The organism is Rugamonas sp. FW305-51, from assembly GCF_058786935.1.
In genome coordinates, this window is record NZ_JBYSZG010000007.1 from 68499 (window position 1) to 88443 (window position 19945).

Genomic DNA, 19945 nt, shown 5'->3' on the forward strand with positions numbered 1-19945 from the left:
GCGCTTAGCGGCCGTAGCCCTCATTCAAACGCTGGTAGCCGGGGATGCTGTTCTTCATGGCCTCCAGCGGATTGCCCACGCCCAGCTTGGACAGGCCGTTGAGCTCGAGCTGGAAGAAGATCGGGGTCGACACCTTGCTGGCCGTCGTCACGAAGCGCTGGGCGCCCATGCGAAACACCCAGCAGTCGCCGTTGTACTCGAGGCCGACGAGCGACTCGAGCACCTTCTTGCTCAGCAGCGAATAGCTGACCCGGCCCACCCCGTACCAGCGGTCCGAGACGGGCCACTGGCTCGACAGCTCGGCATTCTTGAAGCTGTCGCGCAGGTAGCGGTAACCCAGGTTGAGCACCTTCTTCTGGCCCGGCTGCCACTGTATCCCATAGTTGGAGCTGACCGTCTGGTGCTGGCTGGGGTTGTACTGCACGGCGCTGTCGAAGCCCCAGGTGTCCGACACCCGGCCGGTGGCCGCCAGCAGCATGTCGGAGCGGCTGTCGTTGCTGGGGGTGGAGGCGTCGAGCTGCACCTTCTGGTCGCGGAAATAGAAGCGCTGGCCGAACGCCAGGCGCAGCCGCTCGGCGCCGGACGGCTCCAGGAAGCGCGACACCAGCGCCGCCGTCAACTGGTTGGCGTCGCCGATGCGGTCCGAACCGATGAAGCGGTTCTCGCTGAACAGCTGGCTGAAGTTGAAGGTGGCGGCGGCCGTGTCGAAGGTGGGCAGGGCCGACTGGTCGCGGTAGGGCGTATTCACGTAGAACAGGCGCGGCTCGAGCGTCTGGGTGGTGGCGCGCCCGAACAGGCGGGCGTCGCGCTCGAACACCAGGCCCGAGTCGAGCGACAGCGTGGGCACGGAGCGCGACAGGTTGCGCGCCGGGTCCGTGTCATGCGTCTCGAGCTGGTAGCTGCTGGCGTTGAGCATCAGCTTGGGCGTGATGAAGAAGCTGGGGCCGATGATGGGATAGCTGATCTGCGGGATCGCCACCAGGCGCGTGCCGCGCAACGCCGTCGGATGCCAGAAGCGGGTCAGTTCGCTGTCGAATTCCCAGTCGAAGCCGGCCACGTCGTAGCGCCCGGCGTGGAAGTTCAGCGACGGCAGCCGGTCGTACGGGCGCGACACGAACAGTTCCGGGTTGGTCACCGAATCGGGGTCCTGCAGCACCTGGTACTTCTGGACCCGGGCCGTCAGGCGCCAGAATTCGCCATGGTAGTCGCTGCGCAGCTCGCGCAGCAGCTGGCGCTCGGCGCTGCCGGCCACCGTCTTGGAAAAGTCGTTCGGGTAGTTGTCGTCCGAGGCGGCGCGCACGCTCCAGCCGTAGGACCAGTCCTTGGCCAGGTCCTGGGCGTGGCTGGACTTGATGGTCCAGCGGTCGGTCTGGGTCTGCTTATCGTGCGGCAGCAGCTCCAGGTAAGTCTCGCCGCGGTAGGTGCCGGCATCCGTCTCGCCGATGTAGCGGCCGTTGGCGCCCAGCTGCAAGCCGCGCTGCGGGATGATCTTCGGGTACAGCGTCAGGTCGCGGTTGGGCGCGATGTTGACGTAGTACGGCACCGTCAGTTCGGCCGCGCCCTTGGAGCCGAAGCCGGGCATGGGCGGCAGCCAGCCGGAGCGGCGCGCGCCCGACAGCGAGAACGACATGGCCGGCGTGCCGAGGATGGGTACGTCCTTGAAATAGACGATGGTCTGGCCGGCCGTGCCCACGTCGCGCCCGGAATCGAGGTTGAGCCGGCTGGCCTTCAGATACCAGTCCGGATTGGGGCCCTGGCAGGTGCTGTAGGTGCCGTCCAGTACCAGCGCCTCGTCCTCGTTGAGGAAGTTGACGCGCTGCGCCTTGCCCTGGGCATGGTTGAGCTCCATCTGGTAGGTCGGGTGCAGCATGTAGCCCACGCCCGTGTCCATATTGAGCTTGAGTTCATCGCCCGTGAAATAGTCGCCAAAGCGCCAGATCTGCACATGGCCCTGGGCGTCGACTTCGTTTTCGACCTGGCGGTAGCAGGCCGTGTCGGCCTTGACGCGGGTCTGGCCCCGGACCAGCTCCACGTCGCGCGCCAGATTCAGTTCGCGCTCGGGGCGGCCGCCGATGTCTTCGGCCTTGATGATGGTGGGCGCGTCCTGGTCATCGACCCGCGGCGGGCGCGGTTTGGTCTGGGCGTGGACCGGCAACGCCGCCACGGTGACGAGGGCGGACAAGGCATATGCCCAGCGTTGCGAGGAGTAGGGGGCCAGGAACCAGCTCATGAAAGGTAGCGACTTAACACCATGACAGGCGATTTTTTGAATTGAATCCCTTATTATATGGGAATCTTCAGCTCTCACCGGTTTCCAAGGCCCGCTCCATGTCTTTATTGTCAAATCCGTCATCCCCTGCCGCCCCTTCCGCCGCCGCCGACCCGCGCCTGGCCATGCTCCGGGAGTGGCTCGCCACCCTCGGCCTGGTGCAGCCGGACTCGCTGCGCCCCGCTTCGGCCGACGCCAGCTTCCGCCGCTACTTCCGGGTCGACGTGCTGCCGGCCCGCCAGGGCGAGTTCGGCGCCACCCTGATCGTGATGGACGCGCCGCCCGAGCGCGAGAACGTGCCGGCCTTCATCAAGGTGCAGGACCTGCTGGCCCAGGCCGGGGTGTCGGTGCCGGCCATCGTGGCGCAGGACGCCGAACGGGGCCTGCTGCTGCTGTCGGACCTGGGCAACAGCACCTACCTGCAGGAGCTCGACCACGACAACGCCTCCACCCTGTACGCCGAAGCGCTCGAAGCGCTGGTCAGGATCCAGCAAAGCAGCCAGCCCGGCGTGCTGCCCGAGTTCGACCGCGCCTTCATGCTGCGCGAAATGAACCTGTTCCCCGAGTGGTACATCGGCCGCCACCTGGGCGCCACGCTGACCGAAGCCCAGTCGGCCGAGCTGCAAAAAGTGTTCGACGCCATCCTGGCACGTGCCATGGCCCAGCAGCAGGTGTTCATGCACCGCGACTACCACTCGCGCAACCTGATGCGCATCGACGCCGGCAACCCCGGCATCCTCGACTTCCAGGACGCCGTGTACGGTCCCATCACCTACGACGTGGCCTCGCTGCTGCGCGACGCCTACGTGCAATGGGACGAGGAACTGGTGCTGGACTGGACCATCCGCTACTGGCAGCACGCCAAGGCCGTCGGCCTGCCCGTCAACAAGGACATCGACGATTTCTACAAGGACTTCGAGTACATGGGCCTGCAGCGCCACCTGAAGATCCTGGGCCTGTTCTGCCGCCTGAACTACCGCGACGGCAAGGCCGGCTACCTGGCCGACCTGCCCACCGTGATGGACTACGTGCGCAAGACGGCCAACCGCTATCGCGACCTCAAGCCGCTGGTGCGCCTGCTCGACGCGCTGGAAAACAAGCAGCCGCAGGTCGGCTACACCTTCTGATCCGGGCGGGTGCGGCGGCCGGCGACACGGCCTGCCCTGCCCTGCCCCGTCCTGTCCCGCCTACGAAAGCCATTCCCATGAAAGCCATGATCTTCGCCGCCGGCCGCGGCGAGCGGATGCGCCCCCTGACCGACACCTGCCCCAAGCCGCTGCTCAGCGTGCGCGGGCGGCCCCTGATCGTCTGGCACATCCTCAACCTGGTACGCGCCGGCATCACCGACATCGTCATCAACCACGCCCACCTGGGCGACCAGATCGAGCAGGCGCTGGGCGACGGCAGCCAGTACGGCGCCCGCATCGCCTACTCGCCCGAGGCGACGGCGCTGGAGACGGCCGGCGGCGTGGCCGCCGCGCGCCACCTGCTGGGCGACGAACCGTTCCTGGCCATCTCGGGCGACATCTACTGCCCCTATTTCGACTTCGAACAGGTCAAGGACGTGCTGCACGACGCCGACATGTGGGGCCACCCCTACCCAGCCGACCAGCGCGACGTGGCCTGGCTGTACCTGGTCAAGAACCCTGCCTTCCATCCGGAGGGCGACTTCGGCCTGACCCTGTATTCCGTCACCAACGACGGCGCGCCGCGCTGGACCTTCGGCAATATCGGCGTCTACCGGCCCGAGATCTTCGACGGCATCGCTCCCGGCAGCCACGCCAAGCTCGGCCCCCTGCTGCGCCACTACATCGAACGCGGCCAGGTGGGCGGCGAAGTGTATGAAGGCGAATGGCATAACGTGGGCACCATCGCCCAGCTCGACGCGCTCAACGCGCGCAACGGCGCGGCAAACGGAGCGGCCCGGTGATTGCCGCCTGCGCCGCGCGGCGCGCCCGCCTGATGGCGCAGATGGCGCCCGGTGCCGTGGCCGTGCTGCCCACGGCGCAGGAAGTGGCACGTAACAGCGACAGCGACTATCCCTACCGCCACGACAGCTACTTCTACTACCTGAGCGGCTTTACCGAGCCCGAAAGCGTGGTGGTGCTGGTGGCCGCGCGCGGCGACGCGCCGGCCCGCGCCATCCTGTTCTGCCGCGAAAAGAACGCCGAACGGGAAATCTGGGATGGTTTCCGCCACGGTCCGCAAGCGGCGCTGGCCGCCTTCGGCTTCGACGCCACCTTCCCCATAGCCGCGCTCGACGCGCAGATGGAACTGCTGCTGGCCAACGCGCCGGCCCTGTACTACGCGCTGGGCGGCAGCGCCGAACTGGACGCGCGCGTGCGGCACTGGCTGGCCGCCGTGCGGCGCCAGGCGCGCCTGGGTGTGACGGCGCCGGCCGCCGCCCACGACCTGCTGCCGCTGCTCGACGAAATGCGCCTGCTCAAGGACGAGGGCGAACTGGCCACCCTGCGCCGCGCGGCCGCCATCTCCGGCCGCGCCCACGCGCGCGCCATGCGCGCCACCCGGCCCGGCATGCACGAATACGAAATCGAGGCGGAGCTGCTGTACGAATTTCGCCGCAACGGAGCCCAGCATCCGGCCTATAGCTCCATCGTCGCGGCCGGCGCCAACGCCTGCGTGCTGCACTACTGCGCCAACAACGCCCAATGCCGCGACGGCGAGCTGCTGCTGATCGACGCCGGCTGTGAACTGGACGGCTACGCCTCCGACATCACCCGCACCTATCCCGTCAACGGCCGCTTCACGGCGCCGCAGCGGGACCTGTACGAGCTGGTACTGGCGGCCCAGGCGGCCGCGCTGCACGCCGTCAAGCCGGGCCCCCCCTACCAGGCCATCCACGACGCCGCGCTGCAAGTGCTGGCGCAGGGCATGCTGGACCTGGGGCTGATCGACAAAAGCAAGGCCGGCAGCGCGGCCGACGTCATCGCCAGCAAGAGCCATCTGCAGTTCTACATGCACGGCACCGGCCACTGGCTGGGCATGGACGTGCACGACGTGGGCCAGTACCGCGACGTGCAGGCCGAGGGCAAGCCCTCGCGCGCGCTGCAGGCGGGCATGGTGCTGACGGTGGAACCGGGCATTTACGTGCGCCCGGCCGAGGGCGTGCCGGAGCGGTTCTGGAACACGGGCATCCGCATCGAGGACGACGTCATCGTCACCCCGACCGGCCACACCATCATCAGCGCCGCCGCACCCAAGTCGGTGGCCGATATTGAACACCTGATGCAGCAAGCGCCATGAATCCAAGCACCGACACCACCGCCCTTCATCCAGTACCGCCTTCCGGCGCAGCAGCCGCCAGTGCAGCGAATCCCGGTGCGACAAGCTCTGTTGCATCGGCCCAAGACGCAGCGCGCCCTGGACCGATCGCAAGCCCCGGCGCCGCGACGGATCTCGACATCGCCATCTGCGGCGCCGGCCCGGCCGGCATGGCGCTGGCCGCGCTGCTGGTCAAGCGCGGCATGGCGCCTGAACGCATCGGCCTGATCGACGCCAAGACGCTGGCCCAGGCCAGCAACGATCCGCGCTCGCTGGCCCTGTCCTACGGCAGCCGCCAGATCCTGGAAGAGATAGGCGCCTGGCCCGTGGCCGGCACGCCCATCCACCAGATCCACGTGTCGCGCCGCGGCCAGTTCGGCCGCAGCCTGATCGACCGCGACGAACACGGCCTGCCCGCGCTGGGCTACGTGACCCGCTACGGCGACCTGGTAACGGTGCTGGGCGCCGTGTGTGAACGGGCCGGCATCCGCATGCTGCGCCCGGCGCGCGTGACGGGCAGCGCCGAACACGAGGACCGGATCGATCTGCACATCCAGCAGGAAGGCCAGCAGGACGCGCGCACGCTGAGCGCCGCCATCATGGTGCAGGCCGAGGGCGGCCTGTTCAGCGACCAGGAAAGCAAGGCCGTGCGGCGCGACTACGAACAGACGGCCATCATCGCGCAAGTGCGCAGCAGCGCGCCGATCGCCCATCGCGCCTACGAACGCTTTACGGAACAAGGCCCGCTGGCGCTGCTGCCGCAGGACAGCCGGGACGGCCAGGCCGAATACTCGCTCGTGTGGTGCGCCCGTCCGGAGCAGGCGCAAGCCCTGCTGGCACTGGACGACGCTGCTTTTCTGGCCCGTCTTGGCCAGGCCTTCGGCGACCGCCTCGGCAAGTTCGTGGCCGCCACGCCGCGCCTGGGCTTCCCGCTGGGATTGAACGCGGACGCGCGCAGCACGGCGCGCTCGGTCGCCATCGGCAATGCGGCGCAGACGCTGCACCCGGTGGCGGGACAGGGACTCAACCTGGGCCTGCGCGACGTGGCCGTGCTGGCGCGCCTGCTGGCGCCGGCCGCCACGCCGGGCAATCTGGCGCGCTACACGGCGCTGCGCCAGACGGACCGCAGCACGACGATGCGGCTGACCGACACCATGGCCCGCATCTTCGCCAACGAATCGCCGGCGCAGGCGCTATTGGGATTGTCGCTGGCCGCCGTCGACCTGTTGCGCCCCGCCCGCAGCCTGCTGGCCGAGCTGATGATGTACGGCCGGCGCTAAGCCAGAAAACCGCAAAAATGGGGTACGTCCCCATTATTTAAAAATGGGGACGTACCCCTTTTTATTAAATAATGGGGTACGTCCCCATTAATGTGTCCCCATGAATGAAAAAAACCGCACCGCCGGGAGGCTGGTGCGGCTTTTTGTTGTGACGACCGTGCGGCTTAGTCGACCGCTTTCACCATGTCTTCGATGACTTTCTTCGCGTCGCCGAACACCATCATGGTGTTGGCCTGGTAGAACAGGTCATTGTCCAGGCCCGCATAGCCGGAGGCCATGGAGCGCTTGTTGACGATGATGCTCTTGGCCTTGTAGGCCTCCAGGATCGGCATGCCGGCGATCGGCGACTTGGGGTCCTTGGCGGCCGGGTTGACCACGTCGTTTGCACCCAGCACCAGCACCACGTCGGTCTGGCCGAATTCGCCGTTGATGTCTTCCATCTCGAACACCTGGTCGTACGGTACTTCCGCTTCGGCCAGCAGCACGTTCATGTGGCCAGGCATGCGGCCGGCCACCGGGTGGATGGCGTACTTCACCGTCACGCCCTTGTGGGTCAGCTTTTCGACCAGTTCCTTGAGCGAGTGCTGGGCGCGCGCCACGGCCAGGCCGTAGCCGGGCACGATGATGACGGTTTCCGCATTGCTCATGATGAAGGCGGCGTCGTCGGCCGAACCGGATTTGACGGGACGCTGTTCCTGCGCGCCGGCCGGACCTGCAGCCGCCGCGTCGCCGCCGAAGCCGCCCAGGATCACGTTGAAGAACGAGCGGTTCATGGCCTTGCACATGATGTAGGACAGGATCGCGCCGCTTGACCCGACCAGCGAACCGGCGATGATCAGCATGGCGTTGTTGAGCGAGAAGCCGATGCCGGCCGCGGCCCAGCCCGAGTACGAGTTCAGCATCGACACCACCACCGGCATGTCGGCGCCGCCGATCGGGATGATGATCAGCACGCCGAGCACGAAGGCGATGGCGGTCATCACCAGGAACGGCACCCAGGCCGGCTCGGTGCCGCCCGTGAAGCAGAACACCAGGCCCAGGCCCACCATGACGATGGCCAGGATCAGGTTCAGCATGTGCTGGCCGGCGAAGCTGACCGGCGCGCCCTGGAACAGGCGGAACTTGTACTTGCCCGACAGCTTGCCGAAGGCGATCACGGAGCCGGAGAAGGTGATGGCGCCGACGAAGGTGCCGATGAACAGTTCGATGCGGTTACCGAACGGCAGCGCCTCGCCCACGGCGGCGATGCCGAAGGCGTGCGGTTCCGACACGGCAGCGACCGCGATGCAGACGGCGGCCAGGCCGATCAGCGAGTGCATCGCCGCCACCAGTTCCGGCATCTTGGTCATCTCGACCTTCTTGGCCAGCGTGGCGCCGATGCCGCCGCCGACGATCACGCCCAGCGCCACCAGCGCGAAGCCCAGGCTGCCCTGCTCCACTTCGGCCTTGAGCTTGAGGATCAGCGCCAGCGTGGTGATGGCGGCAATCGCCATGCCCGACATGCCGAACACATTACCCTTGCGCGCCGTGGCCGGCGAAGACAAGCCCTTGAGCGCCTGGATGAAGCACACCGAGGCGATCAGGTACATCATCGTAACCAGGTTCATGCTGATGAAATTCATGCTTTGCTCCCTTCACCGACGGCTTGCGCGGCATGCTTGGGCGCTTGCGCCTTCGGTTCTTTTTTCTTGAACATCTCCAGCATGCGCTGGGTGACGAGGAAGCCGCCAAACACGTTGACGGCCGCCAGCGCGACGGCCACGGTGCCGGCGATCTGCCCCACCAGGCCGGTGGTGAGCGCGGCGGCCAGCATGGCGCCGACGATGATGATGGCCGAGACGGCGTTGGTGACGGCCATCAGCGGCGTATGCAGCGCCGGGGTGACGGTCCAGACCACGTGGTAGCCGACGTAGATGGCCAACACGAAGATGATCAGATTGATGATGGTGTGACTGACTTCCATGATTCCTCCAGATACGGTTATTTGCGCAGCACGTCGCCGCCGGCGCACACCAGGGTGGCCTTGATGATCTCGTCCTCGCGGTCGATCACGAGCTTGTCTTCCTTGTCGATGATCAGCTTGAGGAAGTCGAGCACGTTGCGCGCGTACAGGGCCGAGGCGTCGGCCGCCACCAGCGTGGCCAGGTCCGGCTCGCCGACGATGTAGACACCGTGCTTGAGCACCGTCTTGCCCAGTTCGGACAGCGGGCAGTTGCCGCCCTGCGACACGGCCAGGTCGACGATCACGGAACCGGGCTTCATGGCCTTCACCGTCTCCTCGGAGATCAGGGTCGGCGCGGGCCGGCCCGGAATCAATGCCGTGGTGATGATGATGTCGGCCTGCCTGGCGCGTTCGTGCACCAGTTCGGCCTGACGCCGCATCCAGTCGGCCGGCATGGGACGGGCGTAGCCGCCCACGCCCTTGGCGATCTCTTTTTCCTCTTCCGTCAGGAACGGCACGTCGATGAACTTGGCGCCCAGCGATTCGACCTGCTCCTTGACGGGCGGGCGTACGTCGGACGCTTCGATCACGGCGCCCAGGCGCTTGGCCGTGGCGATGGCCTGCAGACCGGCCACGCCCACGCCCATGATCAGCACGCGGGCCGCTTTCACGGTGCCGGCCGCCGTCATCAGCATCGGCATGAAGCGCTGATAGGTATTGGCCGCCATCATCACGGCCTTGTAGCCGGCGATGTTCGCTTGCGACGACAGCACGTCCATCGACTGGGCGCGCGTGATGCGGGGCACCGCTTCCAGCGCGAATGCCTGCAGCCCGGCGGCGGCCATGGCGGCGATGGTCTCGCTGTCGAACGGATTGAGCATGCCGATCACCACGGTGCCGGCCTTCATCAGGGCCCGCTCGTCGGCATTGGGAGCCCGAACCTTGAGCACCACGTCGGCGGCAAACGCTTCGGCCGCGCTGACGATCTGGGCGCCGGCGGCCGCATAGGCCTCGTCCGTCACCGAGGCCGGCATACCTGCGCCCGACTGCACCACGATTTGATGTTTCGCTGCAAGCTTCTTGACTGTTTCGGGCGTCGCCGCAACTCGGGTTTCACCCGACCGCGTCTCGGCCGGTATGCCTATTCTCATACAATTGCCTCCAAAGGATTGATAAACTGACTAGACGGATAGAAATCTAACACGGAATGCGATGGCTGCTAGCTATTTGTCCCGGCAACCCGATAGTGCCGTCCCACTAATCGGGGGGTGGACGGCTGCGCCGTTGGCTTTACTATACTTAGTAAGCATTTATCAATAAATAGGTCAATTATCACTTCATTTATTACTATTTGTAATGAATTGACGCGAATTAACAACTATCGGGCCAAAAAAATTTGTTGCGTAGCACAATCCACAACAAGTTTGAGCAATTTCAATGCCAACCCGGCCAGAAGTCATACGGCTGTCATATCCCGGCGCGCAGAACAGGCTAAAATGGCGGCTCTTTCAAGGATGACCCATGCCGCGTATCTGGAAACCCTCTGTGACTGTCGCCGCCATCATCGAACAGGATGGCAAGTTCCTCTTGATCGAAGAAGAGACCAGCGAAGGCGTGCGCATCAACCAGCCGGCCGGCCACCTGGACCCGCACGAGTCGCTCGAGCAGGCCGTGATCCGCGAGACGCTGGAAGAGACGGCGCACGATTTCACGCCCACGGCGCTGGTGGGCATGTACATGTCGCGCTACACCTCGCGCCGCACCGGCGAGGAAGTGACGTATCTGCGCTTTACCTTCTGCGGCGTGCCGGGCCGGCGCCATGAGCGGCCGCTGGACGAGGGCATCCTGCGCACCATGTGGCTCACGCGCGACGAACTGGCCGCCTGCCGCGAGCAGCACCGCAGCCCGCTGGTGCTGCAGTGCGTGGACGAATACCTGGCCGGGCGGCGCGCGCCGCTCGAGCTGCTGCACACCCACGTTTCCGTGTTCAAGGAAGCGGTATCAAATTAACACAGTAATGGAATACGCAAGATGAGCAAGAAAAAAGTCGTGATCGGTATGTCAGGCGGGGTCGATTCCTCGGTCGCGGCGTGGATGCTCAAGGAGCAGGGCTACGAGGTGGTGGGCCTGTTCATGAAGAATTGGGAAGACGACGACGACTCCGAATACTGCTCCACGCGCCAGGACTGGATCGACGCGGCCAGCGTGGCCGACGTGATCGGGGTCGACATCGAGGCCGTCAATTTCGCCGCCGAATACAAGGACCGCGTGTTCGCCGACTTCCTGCGCGAATACCAGGCCGGCCGCACCCCCAACCCGGACGTGCTGTGCAACGCCGAGATCAAATTCAAGGCCTTCCTGGACCACGCCATGCACCTGGGCGCGGACCTGATCGCCACCGGCCACTACGCGCGCGTGCGCCAGAATGGAACACAGTTCGAATTATTGAAGGCGCTGGACCACACCAAGGACCAGAGCTACTTCCTGCACCGCCTGAACCAGGCCCAGTTGTCCAAGACCCTGTTCCCGCTGGGCGAGATCCCCAAGACGGAAGTGCGCAAGATCGCCGAAAAGCTGGCCCTGCCCAACGCGGCCAAGAAGGATTCGACCGGCATCTGCTTCATCGGCGAGCGCCCGTTCCGCGAATTTTTGAACCGCTACCTGTCCTACAAGCCCGGCCCCATGAAGACGCCGGACGGCAAGACGGTGGGCGAGCACGTGGGCCTGAGCTTCTACACGCTGGGCCAGCGCAAGGGCATCGGCGTGGGCGGCATGAAGGCCTACAAGAAGGAAGACGGCAGCAGCGACGCCTGGTACGTGGCGCGCAAGGACATCGCCAACAACACGCTGTACATCGTGCAGGGCCATGACCATCCGTGGCTGCTGTCGTCCACGCTGCGCGCCGACCAGGCCAGCTGGATCGCGGGCACGGCGCCGGCGCCGCGCGCGCTGTCGGCCAAGACCCGCTACCGCCAGGCCGACGTGGCCTGCACCGTAGCGCCCGACGGCGACGCCAACTTCGCGCTGCAGTTCGAACAGGCCCAGTGGGCCGTCACGCCCGGCCAGTCGGCCGTGCTGTACGACGGCGACGTGTGCCTGGGCGGCGGCATCATCGCCGGGTCAGACTTCAGCGCCTGAAGCACCGTCGGCGGCCGGCTCGCTTCCCGCCTGCCCTTCCGCCGGCTGCTTGGCCGCCATGGCGGCGCGCTGGCGCTTGACCATGGCGATCACCGTGTTGCGGATGGTATTGAGCACGGTGTCGGCCTTGAACGGCTTGACGATGAAGCCGTTCACGCCCATCGCGTGGGCCGCCTGGATGGTGGCCGCGTCGAACTCGCTCGAGACCATGAAGATCAGCGTCTTGGGCCAGTTAGTCTTGATCTCGCGCACCGCCTGCGGGTCGCTCTCGATCTGCTCGCGCGTGATGCAGGCGATATGGGGCTGGTGCTTGAGCAGCAGGGCCATGCCGCTGGCGCAGGTATGGGTCTGCCCCACCACGTCGTAGCCGCCGTCCAGCAGGACGGTATTGAGCAGGCCGCGCGCCACTGCGCTGCTGTCGATAATGACTGCCTTTAACATCGTAAAACCTTTCTCGTGGACGCCGCCGGCTCCTATTGCCGATCCCAGGCCAGCATGTTCCAGCTCACGCCGACCCGCACGTCCGTTTTCAATTGCACCAGTTGTCGAGAAAGATACAACATTTCCCGCTCTTTTCGTAGGGTTTCGCCCAGCGCATCCTTCAGAATGCCCGCGCCGGCCATGATGGCGTCCAGATTGCCGTATGTACGCAACAGTCGGGCCGCCGTCTTGGCGCCCACCTTGGACACGCCGGGGATGCTGTCGGTGGCGTCGCCCATCAGCGCCAGCAGGTCCGGCAGCTGCTCGGGCGGCACGCCCCACTTGCGTTCGACCCAATCGTGGTCGTGCCATTCGCCCTTGAAGTGGTCCCACACGCGGGCGCCGTTGGCGATCAGCGGATGCAGGTCCTTGTCGGTGGTGGCCACGGTGGCCTCGCCGCGGCCCTCGGCCAGCCAGCGCAGCACCACGGTGCCGATCACGTCGTCCGCTTCCACCTCGGGCAGCGACACCACGCGCAGGCCCCAGCCCGCCAGTTTTTCGTAGAAGCCCGGCAGCGCCGCGCGCAGCGCGTCGGGCATGGGGGCGCGGCCGGCGCGGTAGCCGGCATACAGGGCGTGGCGCCAGGTGGGGCCGCCGAAATCGAAGGCCGGCAGCACGTGGCTGGGCGCATGCTCGGTGATCAGCTTGCGAAACGAGGAAAGGGCGTGGCGCAGCGCGATCTCGGCTTTCTCCGCCGAATCCGGTTCGGGGCTCGCTTCGTAGACGCGGCGCACGATATTGAGGCCATCGATGGCGAGGAGTCGACTCATGCGCAGTAAGGTCCAAGCTTATTCAAGCCGCCATTTTACCCGACCGGCCGCCGCCGACAGGATGCCCCGATGCGCGTGGCCGCGGCGGACTTATGCTTGCGTCTGAGCCTGGGCCGCCAGCGCCAGCCATTGCTTGACGTGGGCATGGTCCAGAATGGCCGCCATGTATCCCAGCAAATCGCCGGGGATGGGCACGCCGTAACGGCGGAAACGGAACACCACCGGCACATACATGGCATCGACGATGCCGAATTCGCCGCACAGGAAGGTGCCGCCACCGGCCGCCTGGCGCAAGCCGCGCCAGATCTGGAACACCCGCGCAATGTCCCATTCGGTGTCCGGCGACAGGATGCCCGGCCGGTCGCCAAGATTGAGGCCGAACGACATTTGCGTACGCAGATGGGTAAAGCCGGCATGCATCTCCGCGGCGGCCGCGCGGGCCAGCGCACGCACCCGCGCGTCGGCGGGCCATAAGCGGGCCTGCGGACAGGCTTCGGCCATCGCTTCGGCAATCGCCAGGCTATCGTTGATGACGATGCCGTCCATGCTCAAGGCGGGCACTTTACCGGATGGGCAATAGCGCAGGATGTTTGCCTTGGTCATGGCGTCGTCCAACGCCACCTGCACCGTCTCAAATTCAAGGCCCGCGGCGCGCAGCACCAGCCAGGCCCGCAGCGACCAGGATGACTTGGCGTAGTCGCCTATAATTAGTGTAGTTGCCATATGTGTATGTAAATTGAAATGGTTGGGATGCCATCCGGGAAGAAGACAGCGCATGAAGTGTAGGCGTGTTTTTTGTCCCCATCTTGTACGGAACTGGATAAAACGGAATGCACTGAGATGAGCGACGTACGTCATGAGACAACAAAAGAACCGCAGGATTTCTCGCAGTTCTGGCGCATCCCCGAGGGCGACAGCGAGTTACTGGTGGCCCATTACAATCAGCAAACGTTTGGCCGGCATGCGCACGAGCGCTATGCCATCGGCGTCATTTCCGGCGGCGCCGAAAAGCTGTTTTACCGGGGCGGCCATTGGTACGGCACGCCCGGCAGCGTGGTCGCCATCACCCCGACCGAGATCCATGACGGGGTCGCCGCCGACGAGCTGGGCTGGCGCTACCAGATGATCTATGTCGATCCCACCTGGTTGAACGACAAGGTCTTGCATGGGCAGGTGCCGGCCGACTACCTGCACCTGTTTCGCCAGCCGCTGCGCCAGGACCCCGAGTTGGCCAGGGAGATCCTGCACCGGCACCGGATGATTCAGCACTCCGGCCTGGCGCTCGAGCGCGAGACTATCCTGATCGAACTGCTGGCCAAGGTGTTCGGCCGCTACGGCTTGCCGATGCCGGAACAAGATGCCTCGGAACGCGAGGCGGTGCGCCGCGTCAAGCAGCGGCTCGATCGCGACTTCGACCAGGACATCACGCTCACCGAGCTGGGCACGCTGGTCAACATGGATCCCCTGTATCTGATCCGCGTGTTTCGCAAGGAAGTGGGGATTGCGCCACACAGTTATCAGCTGCAGCGCCGCATCGCGCGCGCGCAGCAGTTGCTGCGGATAGGCATGGGCATCGCCGACACCGCGCTGGCCTGCGGTTTTTACGACCAAAGCCATATGGCGCGCTTCTTCAAAAAGATCGTCGGCGTCACGCCCGGCGCGTTTCGCGCCGGCACCACGTCGGGGCGCGTGATCGTGTACGGCTAGGGCAGCCTTATTTCAGCAGCTCATACGGGCCACCCCGTTCCAACGCGCGCTGGAACGCGGGCCGCGCGTGGATGCGGTCGAGGAAGGCGCGCAAGTGGGGCCGGCGGCCATCGAGGCCGGCGCGGGCGGCGGCCGCCTCCAGCGGAAAACTCATCTGGATGTCGGCCGCGCTGAACTCGGCGCCGGCGAACCACAGGTGCTGGCTCAGCTCCGACTCCAGGTAGTCAAGGTGCTGCTCGATCTGGGGCTGGATGTACATGGACTTGACCTTGTGCGCGATGGCGCGCGCCACCGGCTTGACGAAGAACGGCGCCGGGCCCGACTCGACCCGGTCGAACACGAGCTTCATCAGCAGCGGCGTCATGGCCGAACCTTCCGCGTAGTGCATGAAATAGGTCCAGCGCCGCTTGTCGGCCGTGCCGGCCGGCGGCACCAGCAGGCCGTTGCCGTAACGCTCGACCAGGTATTCGACGATGGCGCCCGATTCGGCCACCGTCACGTCGCCATCCGTGATCACGGGCGACTTGCCCAGCGGGTGGATGGCGCGCAGGGCCGGCGGCGCCAGCATGGTCTTGGGGTCGCGCTGGTAGCGCACGATCTCGTATTCCAGGCCCAGCTCTTCGAGCAGCCACAGGACGCGCTGCGAGCGGGAGTTGTTGAGGTGGTGGACAACGATCATGAGGGGTTCCAGGTCAGGTTGGGACGCGGCTGCGTACCTTGCCAGCTTATCATTGTTGCCCGGATTGCGCCGCCGGTCGCTTGCCGCGCGGAAAAAGCAGTACACTCGCTGACGGCTGCCTCATGCATTTACCGTCACCGTCACCGGAGCATCCCTGATGAAGTTTCTGACCCTGCGCTACCTCGCCTTCCAGCTCACCGTCGCCACCCTGCTGCTGTCGCTGCTGCTGGGCGCCAGCCCGTGGCTGCAGGCCACGGCGGCCGCCCTCACGGTGCTCGGCGTGGCGGACCTGATGCAGACCCGGCGTGCGCTGCGCCGCAACTATCCCATCCTGGCCCACTTCCGCTTCCTGCTCGAAGCGATACGGCCCGAAATCCGCCAGTACTTCCTGGAGGACGACACCGAGGCCGCGCCGTTCTCGCGCAACCAGCGCAGCATCGTCTACCAGCGCGCCAAGGTGGAATCGGACAAGCGCCCGTTCGGCACCCAGCTCGACGTCTACCAGGACGGCTACGAGTGGATCAACCATTCCATCGCGCCCGCGCCGGAAGCGCACCACGACTTCCGCATCGAGATCGGCAACCACCCGGACTGCGCGCGCGCCCAGCCCTATTCGGCCAGCGTGTTCAACATCTCGGCCATGAGCTTCGGCGCGCTGTCGGCCAACGCCATCCAGGCCCTGAACGGGGGCGCGCGCATCGGCCACTTCATGCATGACACGGGCGAAGGCAGCATCAGCCCCTATCACCGCATGCATGGCGGCGACCTGGTGTGGGAGATCGGCTCCGGCTACTTCGGCTGCCGCAACGACGACGGCACCTTCTCGGAAGAGCGCTTCGTGGCCAACGCCTGCACGCCGCAGGTGAAGATGGTAGAACTGAAGCTGTCGCAGGGCGCCAAGCCGGGCCACGGCGGCGTGCTGCCCGGCGCCAAGGTGACGATAGAGATCGCCACCACGCGCGGCGTGCCGCAGGGGCACGATTGCGTGTCGCCGGCCAGCCACTCGGCCTTTGCCACGCCGCTGGAGATGCTGGCCTTTATCGAGCGGCTGCGCCATCTGTCGGGCGGCAAGCCGACCGGCTTCAAGCTGGCCATCGGCCACCCGTGGGAATTTTTCGGCATCGTCAAGGCCATGCTGGCCACCGGCATCACGCCCGACTTCATCGTCGTCGACGGCGGCGAGGGCGGCACCGGCGCCGCGCCGGTGGAGTTCACCGACCACGTGGGCACGCCGCTGCAGGAAGCGCTGCTGCTGGTGCATAACACGCTGGTGGGGGCCAACTTGCGCGAGCGGGTCAAGATCGGGGTGTCGGGCAAGGTGATCACGGCGTTCGACATCGCCCGCCTGCTGGCACTGGGCGCGGACTGGTGCAACTCGGCGCGCGGCTTCATGTTCGCGCTCGGTTGCATCCAGTCGCAGCACTGCCACACGGACCGCTGCCCGACGGGCGTGGCCACCCAGGACCCGCTGCGCCAGCGCGCGCTGGTGGTGCCGGACAAGACCCAGCGCGTGGCCAACTTCCATCAGAACACCTTGAAGGCCTTGGCCGGGCTGGTGGCGGCGGCCGGGCTCACGCATCCGTCGCAACTGAAGCCGCATCACCTGGTGCGGCGCATTTCGCCCAACCGGGTCAAGCTGGCGTCCCACCTGCTGCCTTACCTGGAGCCGGGGGAATTGCTCGACCCCGCCCAGTTGTCGCGCCTGCCGCCCGTGTTCGGCATGTACTGGCCGATGGCGCAGGCGGCATCGTTTCATCCGCTGGCCTGAGTCAGGCCGGGGGCAGCATGCCGTGCTCGGTGGCCCAGGCGCGCAAGGCGTCGTTCATGCGCTCGCGCCACCCGTCGCCGGTTGCGATGAAGGCGCGGACCAGGTCGCGGTCGAACAGGGTGGTGACGCGGACACCGTGCGTCCTGACGTATTCCGTCCAGGGAATCATCTGCTCCAGTTGCTCGTCCGTCAGCGGCTGCGCGTCGGGGTCGGCCAGCGCGGCGGCGGTGATTGCGGCATCTTCTTCCGGGGTAACAAAAACAATCTTACGCTTGTCTAACATAACGTTGCTCCTCCTTCGCGTCGGTTGAGCTTGTCTTTCCCGGGATCAAAGGTGATCTCCATCTGTCATGTTATCCGTGAATTTGAAAACTTCAACGGATACAGTAACGGCGCGGCGGCCGGCGCATTTGCGCTGCCGCAGCGGGAGATCGATCAGCGCTGCACGTGCAGCTTGATGACGCGCTTCAAGGGCGCGGAAGGGGGCGGTGCATCGGACGCGGACGCGGACGAGGTGGCCGAGGTGGCCGGCGGGGTATCGCAGGAACCGCAGCTGGAGCAGCCGTCGCCGCAGCTGGACTGGGTACGGAACAGGCGGGCCAGCTTGTTCTGGTCCCAGCCGCGGCGCGCCAGCAGGTAGACGATCTGGCGCCGCCACGCGGCCGGCAGGTACTTGGTGACGAAGTGCAGCGCCGCCGCCGCCACGATCACCGCCACGATCACTTGCTGCCACATATCAGGCTCCCGTCAGCCATAGCGCGATGCGATAGGTGAGGAACGAGGCCGTGTAGGCCAGCGCGAACATATAGCCGGCCATCAGCGCCGGATAGCGCCAGGTGCCTGTCTCGCGCCGCACCACGCTCAGGGTGGACATGCACTGCGGCGCAAACACGTACCAGGCCAGCAGCGACAGCGCCGTCGGCAACGCCCACGAGGCGGCGATGATGGGCGTGAGCGACGAGGCCAGTTCTTCGCCCGTCTGCGACAGGGCGTACACGGTGCCCAGCGCACCCACGGCCACTTCGCGCGCGGCCAGGCCCGGCACCAGCGCGATGCAGATCTGCCAGTTGAAGCCGATGGGCGCGAACACCACTTCCAGCCCGCGGCCCAGCATGCCGGCCATGCTGTAGTAGATGGCCGGATGGGTGGCCCCCGCCGGCGCGCCGGGGAAGGAGCTGAGGAACCACAACAGGATCATCAGCGTGAGGATGATGGTGCCGACCCGCGTCAGGAAGATCTTGGCGCGCTCCCACAGGCCCAGCGCCAGGTTGCGCCCATGCGGCCAGTGGTAGGCCGGCAGTTCCAGCATCAGCGGCTGCTGGTGGTTGGCGCCGATGGTGCGCTTCATGCAATAGGCCACGGCCATGGCCGACACGATGCCGGCCACGTACAGCCCGAACAGCACCAGGCCCTGCAGGCTCATGATGCCCGCCACTTCGCGGTCGGGAATGAAGGCGGCGATGATGAGGGCATACACGGGCAGGCGCGCCGAACACGTCATCAGCGGCGCGATCATGATGGTCACCAGCCGGTCGCGCGGATTCTGGATGGTGCGCGCGGCCATGATGCCGGGAATGGCGCACGCAAAACTTGACAGCAGCGGAATGAAGGCGCGGCCCGACAGGCCCACGCCGCCCATCAGCCGGTCCAGCAGGAAGGCGGCGCGCGGCAGGTAGCCGCAGTCTTCCAGCACCAGGATGAAGAAGAACAGGATCAGGATCTGCGGCAGGAACACCAGCACGCTGCCGGCCCCGCCCAGGATACCTTCCACCAGCAGGCTGCGCAGCAAGCCGTCGCCCATGTGGGCCGTCAGGTACTGGCCCACGCCGTCGACGCCGGCTTTGATCATGTCCATCGGCACATTGGCCCAGCTGAACACGGCCTGGAACACGAGGAACATCAGCACGGCCAGGATCACGGGGCCCAGCACGGGGTGCAGCACCACGTCGTCGATCTTTTCCGTCAGGTTGCCCGTGTCGTGGAAGTCGTTGCTGACGGCGGCCAGGATGCGGCGCACTTCGCGCTGGGTGTCCTCGACCGACACGGCGTCGATGGCCGACAGCGGCTTGGCGGCCACCGTCTGCAGCGGCCACATGGCGTCGAGCGCGCGCAGCAGCGACTTTTCGCCGCCGCCCTGCACGGCCACCGTCTCCACCACCGTCATGCCCAGTTCCTCGGCCAGGCGGTCGGCGTCGATCACGATGCCGCGCTTGGCCGCCACGTCCACCATGTTCAGCGCCAGCACCATGGGCAGGCCCAGGCGCTTGATCTCGAGCACCAGGCGCAGGTTCAGGCGCAAATTGGTGGCGTCGACCACGCATACCACCACGTCGGGCGATTGCTCGCCCGCGCGCAGGCCGGCCACCACGTCGCGCGTGATCGCTTCGTCCGGGGTGTGGGCCGACAGGCTGTAGGCGCCCGGCAGGTCCAGCACGCGGAACGGCCGGCCCTCGGGCGAGGTGAACATGCCTTCCTTGCGTTCGATGGTGACGCCGGCGTAGTTGGCCACTTTCTGGCGCGCGCCCGTCAGGCGGTTGAACAGCGCGGTCTTGCCGCAGTTGGGATTGCCCAGCAGCGCCACCATCGGCAGTTGCGCCACGGCGGACACCGTTTTTTCTGCTGCACCCATA

The 19945-nt window shown here is 66.2% G+C and carries 19 protein-coding genes; 8 read left to right on the forward strand and 11 right to left on the reverse strand.

Annotated features, from left to right (window positions below):
- Positions 1-4: 4 nt before the first annotated feature.
- Positions 5-2230 carry an LPS-assembly protein LptD gene (locus AC3WOS_RS07430; protein ID WP_492715244.1) on the reverse strand — a complete coding sequence of 742 codons (2226 nt, stop codon included), beginning with the start codon at positions 2228-2230 and terminating at the stop codon, positions 5-7.
- Positions 2231-2328: 98 nt separating this feature from the next.
- On the opposite strand from AC3WOS_RS07430, the gene AC3WOS_RS07435 reads away from it, so the two are divergent.
- The 4 genes from AC3WOS_RS07435 (at position 2329) to AC3WOS_RS07450 (ending at position 6831) form a co-directional block, all read left to right on the forward strand.
- Positions 2329-3396: an aminoglycoside phosphotransferase family protein gene (locus AC3WOS_RS07435; RefSeq protein WP_492715245.1), complete on the forward strand. Its 1068-nt coding sequence runs from the start codon at positions 2329-2331 to the stop codon at positions 3394-3396.
- Positions 3397-3473: 77 nt separating this feature from the next.
- Positions 3474-4199, forward strand: a complete 726-nt coding sequence (gene murU / locus AC3WOS_RS07440; RefSeq protein WP_492715246.1) for an N-acetylmuramate alpha-1-phosphate uridylyltransferase MurU — start codon at positions 3474-3476, stop codon at positions 4197-4199.
- Complete coding sequence (locus tag AC3WOS_RS07445) at positions 4199-5533, forward strand: aminopeptidase P N-terminal domain-containing protein (RefSeq protein ID WP_492715343.1); 1335 nt, start codon at positions 4199-4201, stop codon at positions 5531-5533. The genes murU and AC3WOS_RS07445 overlap by 1 nt, the downstream gene beginning before the upstream one ends.
- Before the next feature lie 188 nt (positions 5534-5721).
- The gene (locus tag AC3WOS_RS07450; protein ID WP_492715344.1) at positions 5722-6831 is read left to right on the forward strand and encodes an FAD-dependent monooxygenase; all 1110 of its coding nucleotides are present in this window, start codon (positions 5722-5724) and stop codon (positions 6829-6831) included.
- A gap of 164 nt (positions 6832-6995) precedes the next feature.
- On the opposite strand, the gene AC3WOS_RS07455 is transcribed toward AC3WOS_RS07450, so the two are convergent.
- From AC3WOS_RS07455 to AC3WOS_RS07465, 3 genes are read right to left on the reverse strand one after another with little or no spacing between them, the layout of a single operon-like run.
- The gene (locus AC3WOS_RS07455; protein WP_492715247.1) at positions 6996-8453 is read right to left on the reverse strand and encodes an NAD(P)(+) transhydrogenase (Re/Si-specific) subunit beta; all 1458 of its coding nucleotides are present in this window, start codon (positions 8451-8453) and stop codon (positions 6996-6998) included.
- Positions 8450-8794, reverse strand: coding sequence for an NAD(P) transhydrogenase subunit alpha part 2 (locus AC3WOS_RS07460; protein WP_492715248.1), 345 nt, complete (start codon positions 8792-8794; stop codon positions 8450-8452). The genes AC3WOS_RS07455 and AC3WOS_RS07460 overlap by 4 nt, the downstream gene beginning before the upstream one ends.
- Positions 8795-8811: 17 nt before the next feature.
- A complete protein-coding gene (locus tag AC3WOS_RS07465; protein WP_492715249.1) occupies positions 8812-9924 on the reverse strand; it encodes a Re/Si-specific NAD(P)(+) transhydrogenase subunit alpha in 1113 nt (370 codons plus the stop codon).
- A gap of 370 nt (positions 9925-10294) precedes the next feature.
- Between AC3WOS_RS07465 and AC3WOS_RS07470 the strand changes: the two genes are divergently transcribed.
- On the forward strand, positions 10295-10783 hold the full coding sequence (locus tag AC3WOS_RS07470) for an NUDIX hydrolase (RefSeq protein WP_492715250.1): 489 nt from the start codon (positions 10295-10297) through the stop codon (positions 10781-10783).
- A gap of 21 nt (positions 10784-10804) precedes the next feature.
- Positions 10805-11911, forward strand: a complete 1107-nt coding sequence (mnmA, locus tag AC3WOS_RS07475) for a tRNA 2-thiouridine(34) synthase MnmA (RefSeq protein ID WP_492715251.1) — start codon at positions 10805-10807, stop codon at positions 11909-11911.
- Here the strand turns inward: mnmA and AC3WOS_RS07480 are convergent.
- From AC3WOS_RS07480 to AC3WOS_RS07490, 3 genes are all read right to left on the reverse strand, one after another.
- Positions 11894-12352 carry a response regulator gene (locus AC3WOS_RS07480; protein ID WP_492715252.1) on the reverse strand — a complete coding sequence of 153 codons (459 nt, stop codon included), beginning with the start codon at positions 12350-12352 and terminating at the stop codon, positions 11894-11896. The genes mnmA and AC3WOS_RS07480 overlap by 18 nt on opposite strands.
- A gap of 32 nt (positions 12353-12384) precedes the next feature.
- Complete coding sequence (locus AC3WOS_RS07485) at positions 12385-13161, reverse strand: 5'-3' exonuclease (RefSeq protein ID WP_492715253.1); 777 nt, start codon at positions 13159-13161, stop codon at positions 12385-12387.
- Positions 13162-13251: 90 nt separating this feature from the next.
- Positions 13252-13884 (reverse strand): glutathione S-transferase family protein, encoded by a 633-nt coding sequence (locus tag AC3WOS_RS07490; RefSeq protein ID WP_492715254.1) that lies wholly within the window; start codon positions 13882-13884, stop codon positions 13252-13254.
- A 117-nt stretch (positions 13885-14001) separates the two neighbouring features.
- On the opposite strand from AC3WOS_RS07490, the gene AC3WOS_RS07495 reads away from it, so the two are divergent.
- Entirely contained in the window at positions 14002-14868 is an 867-nt protein-coding gene (locus AC3WOS_RS07495; protein ID WP_492715255.1) for an AraC family transcriptional regulator, read from the forward strand.
- 7 nt (positions 14869-14875) lie between these two features.
- On the opposite strand, the gene AC3WOS_RS07500 is transcribed toward AC3WOS_RS07495, so the two are convergent.
- Positions 14876-15547 carry a glutathione S-transferase gene (locus AC3WOS_RS07500; protein ID WP_492715256.1) on the reverse strand — a complete coding sequence of 224 codons (672 nt, stop codon included), beginning with the start codon at positions 15545-15547 and terminating at the stop codon, positions 14876-14878.
- 157 nt (positions 15548-15704) lie between these two features.
- Between AC3WOS_RS07500 and AC3WOS_RS07505 the strand changes: the two genes are divergently transcribed.
- Positions 15705-17315, forward strand: coding sequence for an FMN-binding glutamate synthase family protein (locus tag AC3WOS_RS07505; RefSeq protein ID WP_492715257.1), 1611 nt, complete (start codon positions 15705-15707; stop codon positions 17313-17315).
- A 1-nt stretch (position 17316) separates the two neighbouring features.
- Here the strand turns inward: AC3WOS_RS07505 and AC3WOS_RS07510 are convergent, their stop codons facing one another.
- The 3 genes from AC3WOS_RS07510 to feoB all read right to left on the reverse strand — a co-directional run bounded on the left by AC3WOS_RS07510 (position 17317) and on the right by feoB (position 19944).
- Positions 17317-17598: a BrnA antitoxin family protein gene (locus AC3WOS_RS07510; protein WP_492715258.1), complete on the reverse strand. Its 282-nt coding sequence runs from the start codon at positions 17596-17598 to the stop codon at positions 17317-17319.
- A 152-nt stretch (positions 17599-17750) separates the two neighbouring features.
- A complete protein-coding gene (locus tag AC3WOS_RS07515) occupies positions 17751-18050 on the reverse strand; it encodes a DUF6587 family protein (protein ID WP_492715259.1) in 300 nt (99 codons plus the stop codon).
- A gap of 1 nt (position 18051) precedes the next feature.
- Positions 18052-19944 carry a ferrous iron transporter B gene (gene feoB, locus AC3WOS_RS07520; protein WP_492715260.1) on the reverse strand — a complete coding sequence of 631 codons (1893 nt, stop codon included), beginning with the start codon at positions 19942-19944 and terminating at the stop codon, positions 18052-18054.
- Position 19945: the final 1 nt, after the last annotated feature.

What these genes read in the sequence shown, in the direction of transcription:
- AC3WOS_RS07430 (WP_492715244.1), bottom strand. Translation starts at nt 2,230, where the DNA reads ATGAGCTGGTTCCTGGCCCCCTACTCCTCGCAACGCTGGGCATATGCC.
- AC3WOS_RS07515 (WP_492715259.1), bottom strand. Translation starts at nt 18,050, where the DNA reads ATGTGGCAGCAAGTGATCGTGGCGGTGATCGTGGCGGCGGCGGCGCTG.
- AC3WOS_RS07435 (WP_492715245.1), top strand. Translation starts at nt 2,329, where the DNA reads ATGTCTTTATTGTCAAATCCGTCATCCCCTGCCGCCCCTTCCGCCGCC.
- AC3WOS_RS07495 (WP_492715255.1), top strand. Translation starts at nt 14,002, where the DNA reads ATGAGCGACGTACGTCATGAGACAACAAAAGAACCGCAGGATTTCTCG.
- murU (WP_492715246.1), top strand. Translation starts at nt 3,474, where the DNA reads ATGAAAGCCATGATCTTCGCCGCCGGCCGCGGCGAGCGGATGCGCCCC.
- AC3WOS_RS07480 (WP_492715252.1), bottom strand. Translation starts at nt 12,352, where the DNA reads ATGTTAAAGGCAGTCATTATCGACAGCAGCGCAGTGGCGCGCGGCCTG.
- AC3WOS_RS07510 (WP_492715258.1), bottom strand. Translation starts at nt 17,598, where the DNA reads ATGTTAGACAAGCGTAAGATTGTTTTTGTTACCCCGGAAGAAGATGCC.
- AC3WOS_RS07505 (WP_492715257.1), top strand. Translation starts at nt 15,705, where the DNA reads ATGAAGTTTCTGACCCTGCGCTACCTCGCCTTCCAGCTCACCGTCGCC.
- AC3WOS_RS07460 (WP_492715248.1), bottom strand. Translation starts at nt 8,794, where the DNA reads ATGGAAGTCAGTCACACCATCATCAATCTGATCATCTTCGTGTTGGCC.
- AC3WOS_RS07465 (WP_492715249.1), bottom strand. Translation starts at nt 9,924, where the DNA reads ATGAGAATAGGCATACCGGCCGAGACGCGGTCGGGTGAAACCCGAGTT.
- AC3WOS_RS07490 (WP_492715254.1), bottom strand. Translation starts at nt 13,884, where the DNA reads ATGGCAACTACACTAATTATAGGCGACTACGCCAAGTCATCCTGGTCG.
- mnmA (WP_492715251.1), top strand. Translation starts at nt 10,805, where the DNA reads ATGAGCAAGAAAAAAGTCGTGATCGGTATGTCAGGCGGGGTCGATTCC.
- AC3WOS_RS07455 (WP_492715247.1), bottom strand. Translation starts at nt 8,453, where the DNA reads ATGAATTTCATCAGCATGAACCTGGTTACGATGATGTACCTGATCGCC.
- AC3WOS_RS07485 (WP_492715253.1), bottom strand. Translation starts at nt 13,161, where the DNA reads ATGAGTCGACTCCTCGCCATCGATGGCCTCAATATCGTGCGCCGCGTC.
- AC3WOS_RS07470 (WP_492715250.1), top strand. Translation starts at nt 10,295, where the DNA reads ATGCCGCGTATCTGGAAACCCTCTGTGACTGTCGCCGCCATCATCGAA.
- feoB (WP_492715260.1), bottom strand. Translation starts at nt 19,944, where the DNA reads ATGGGTGCAGCAGAAAAAACGGTGTCCGCCGTGGCGCAACTGCCGATG.
- AC3WOS_RS07500 (WP_492715256.1), bottom strand. Translation starts at nt 15,547, where the DNA reads ATGATCGTTGTCCACCACCTCAACAACTCCCGCTCGCAGCGCGTCCTG.
- AC3WOS_RS07450 (WP_492715344.1), top strand. Translation starts at nt 5,722, where the DNA reads ATGGCGCTGGCCGCGCTGCTGGTCAAGCGCGGCATGGCGCCTGAACGC.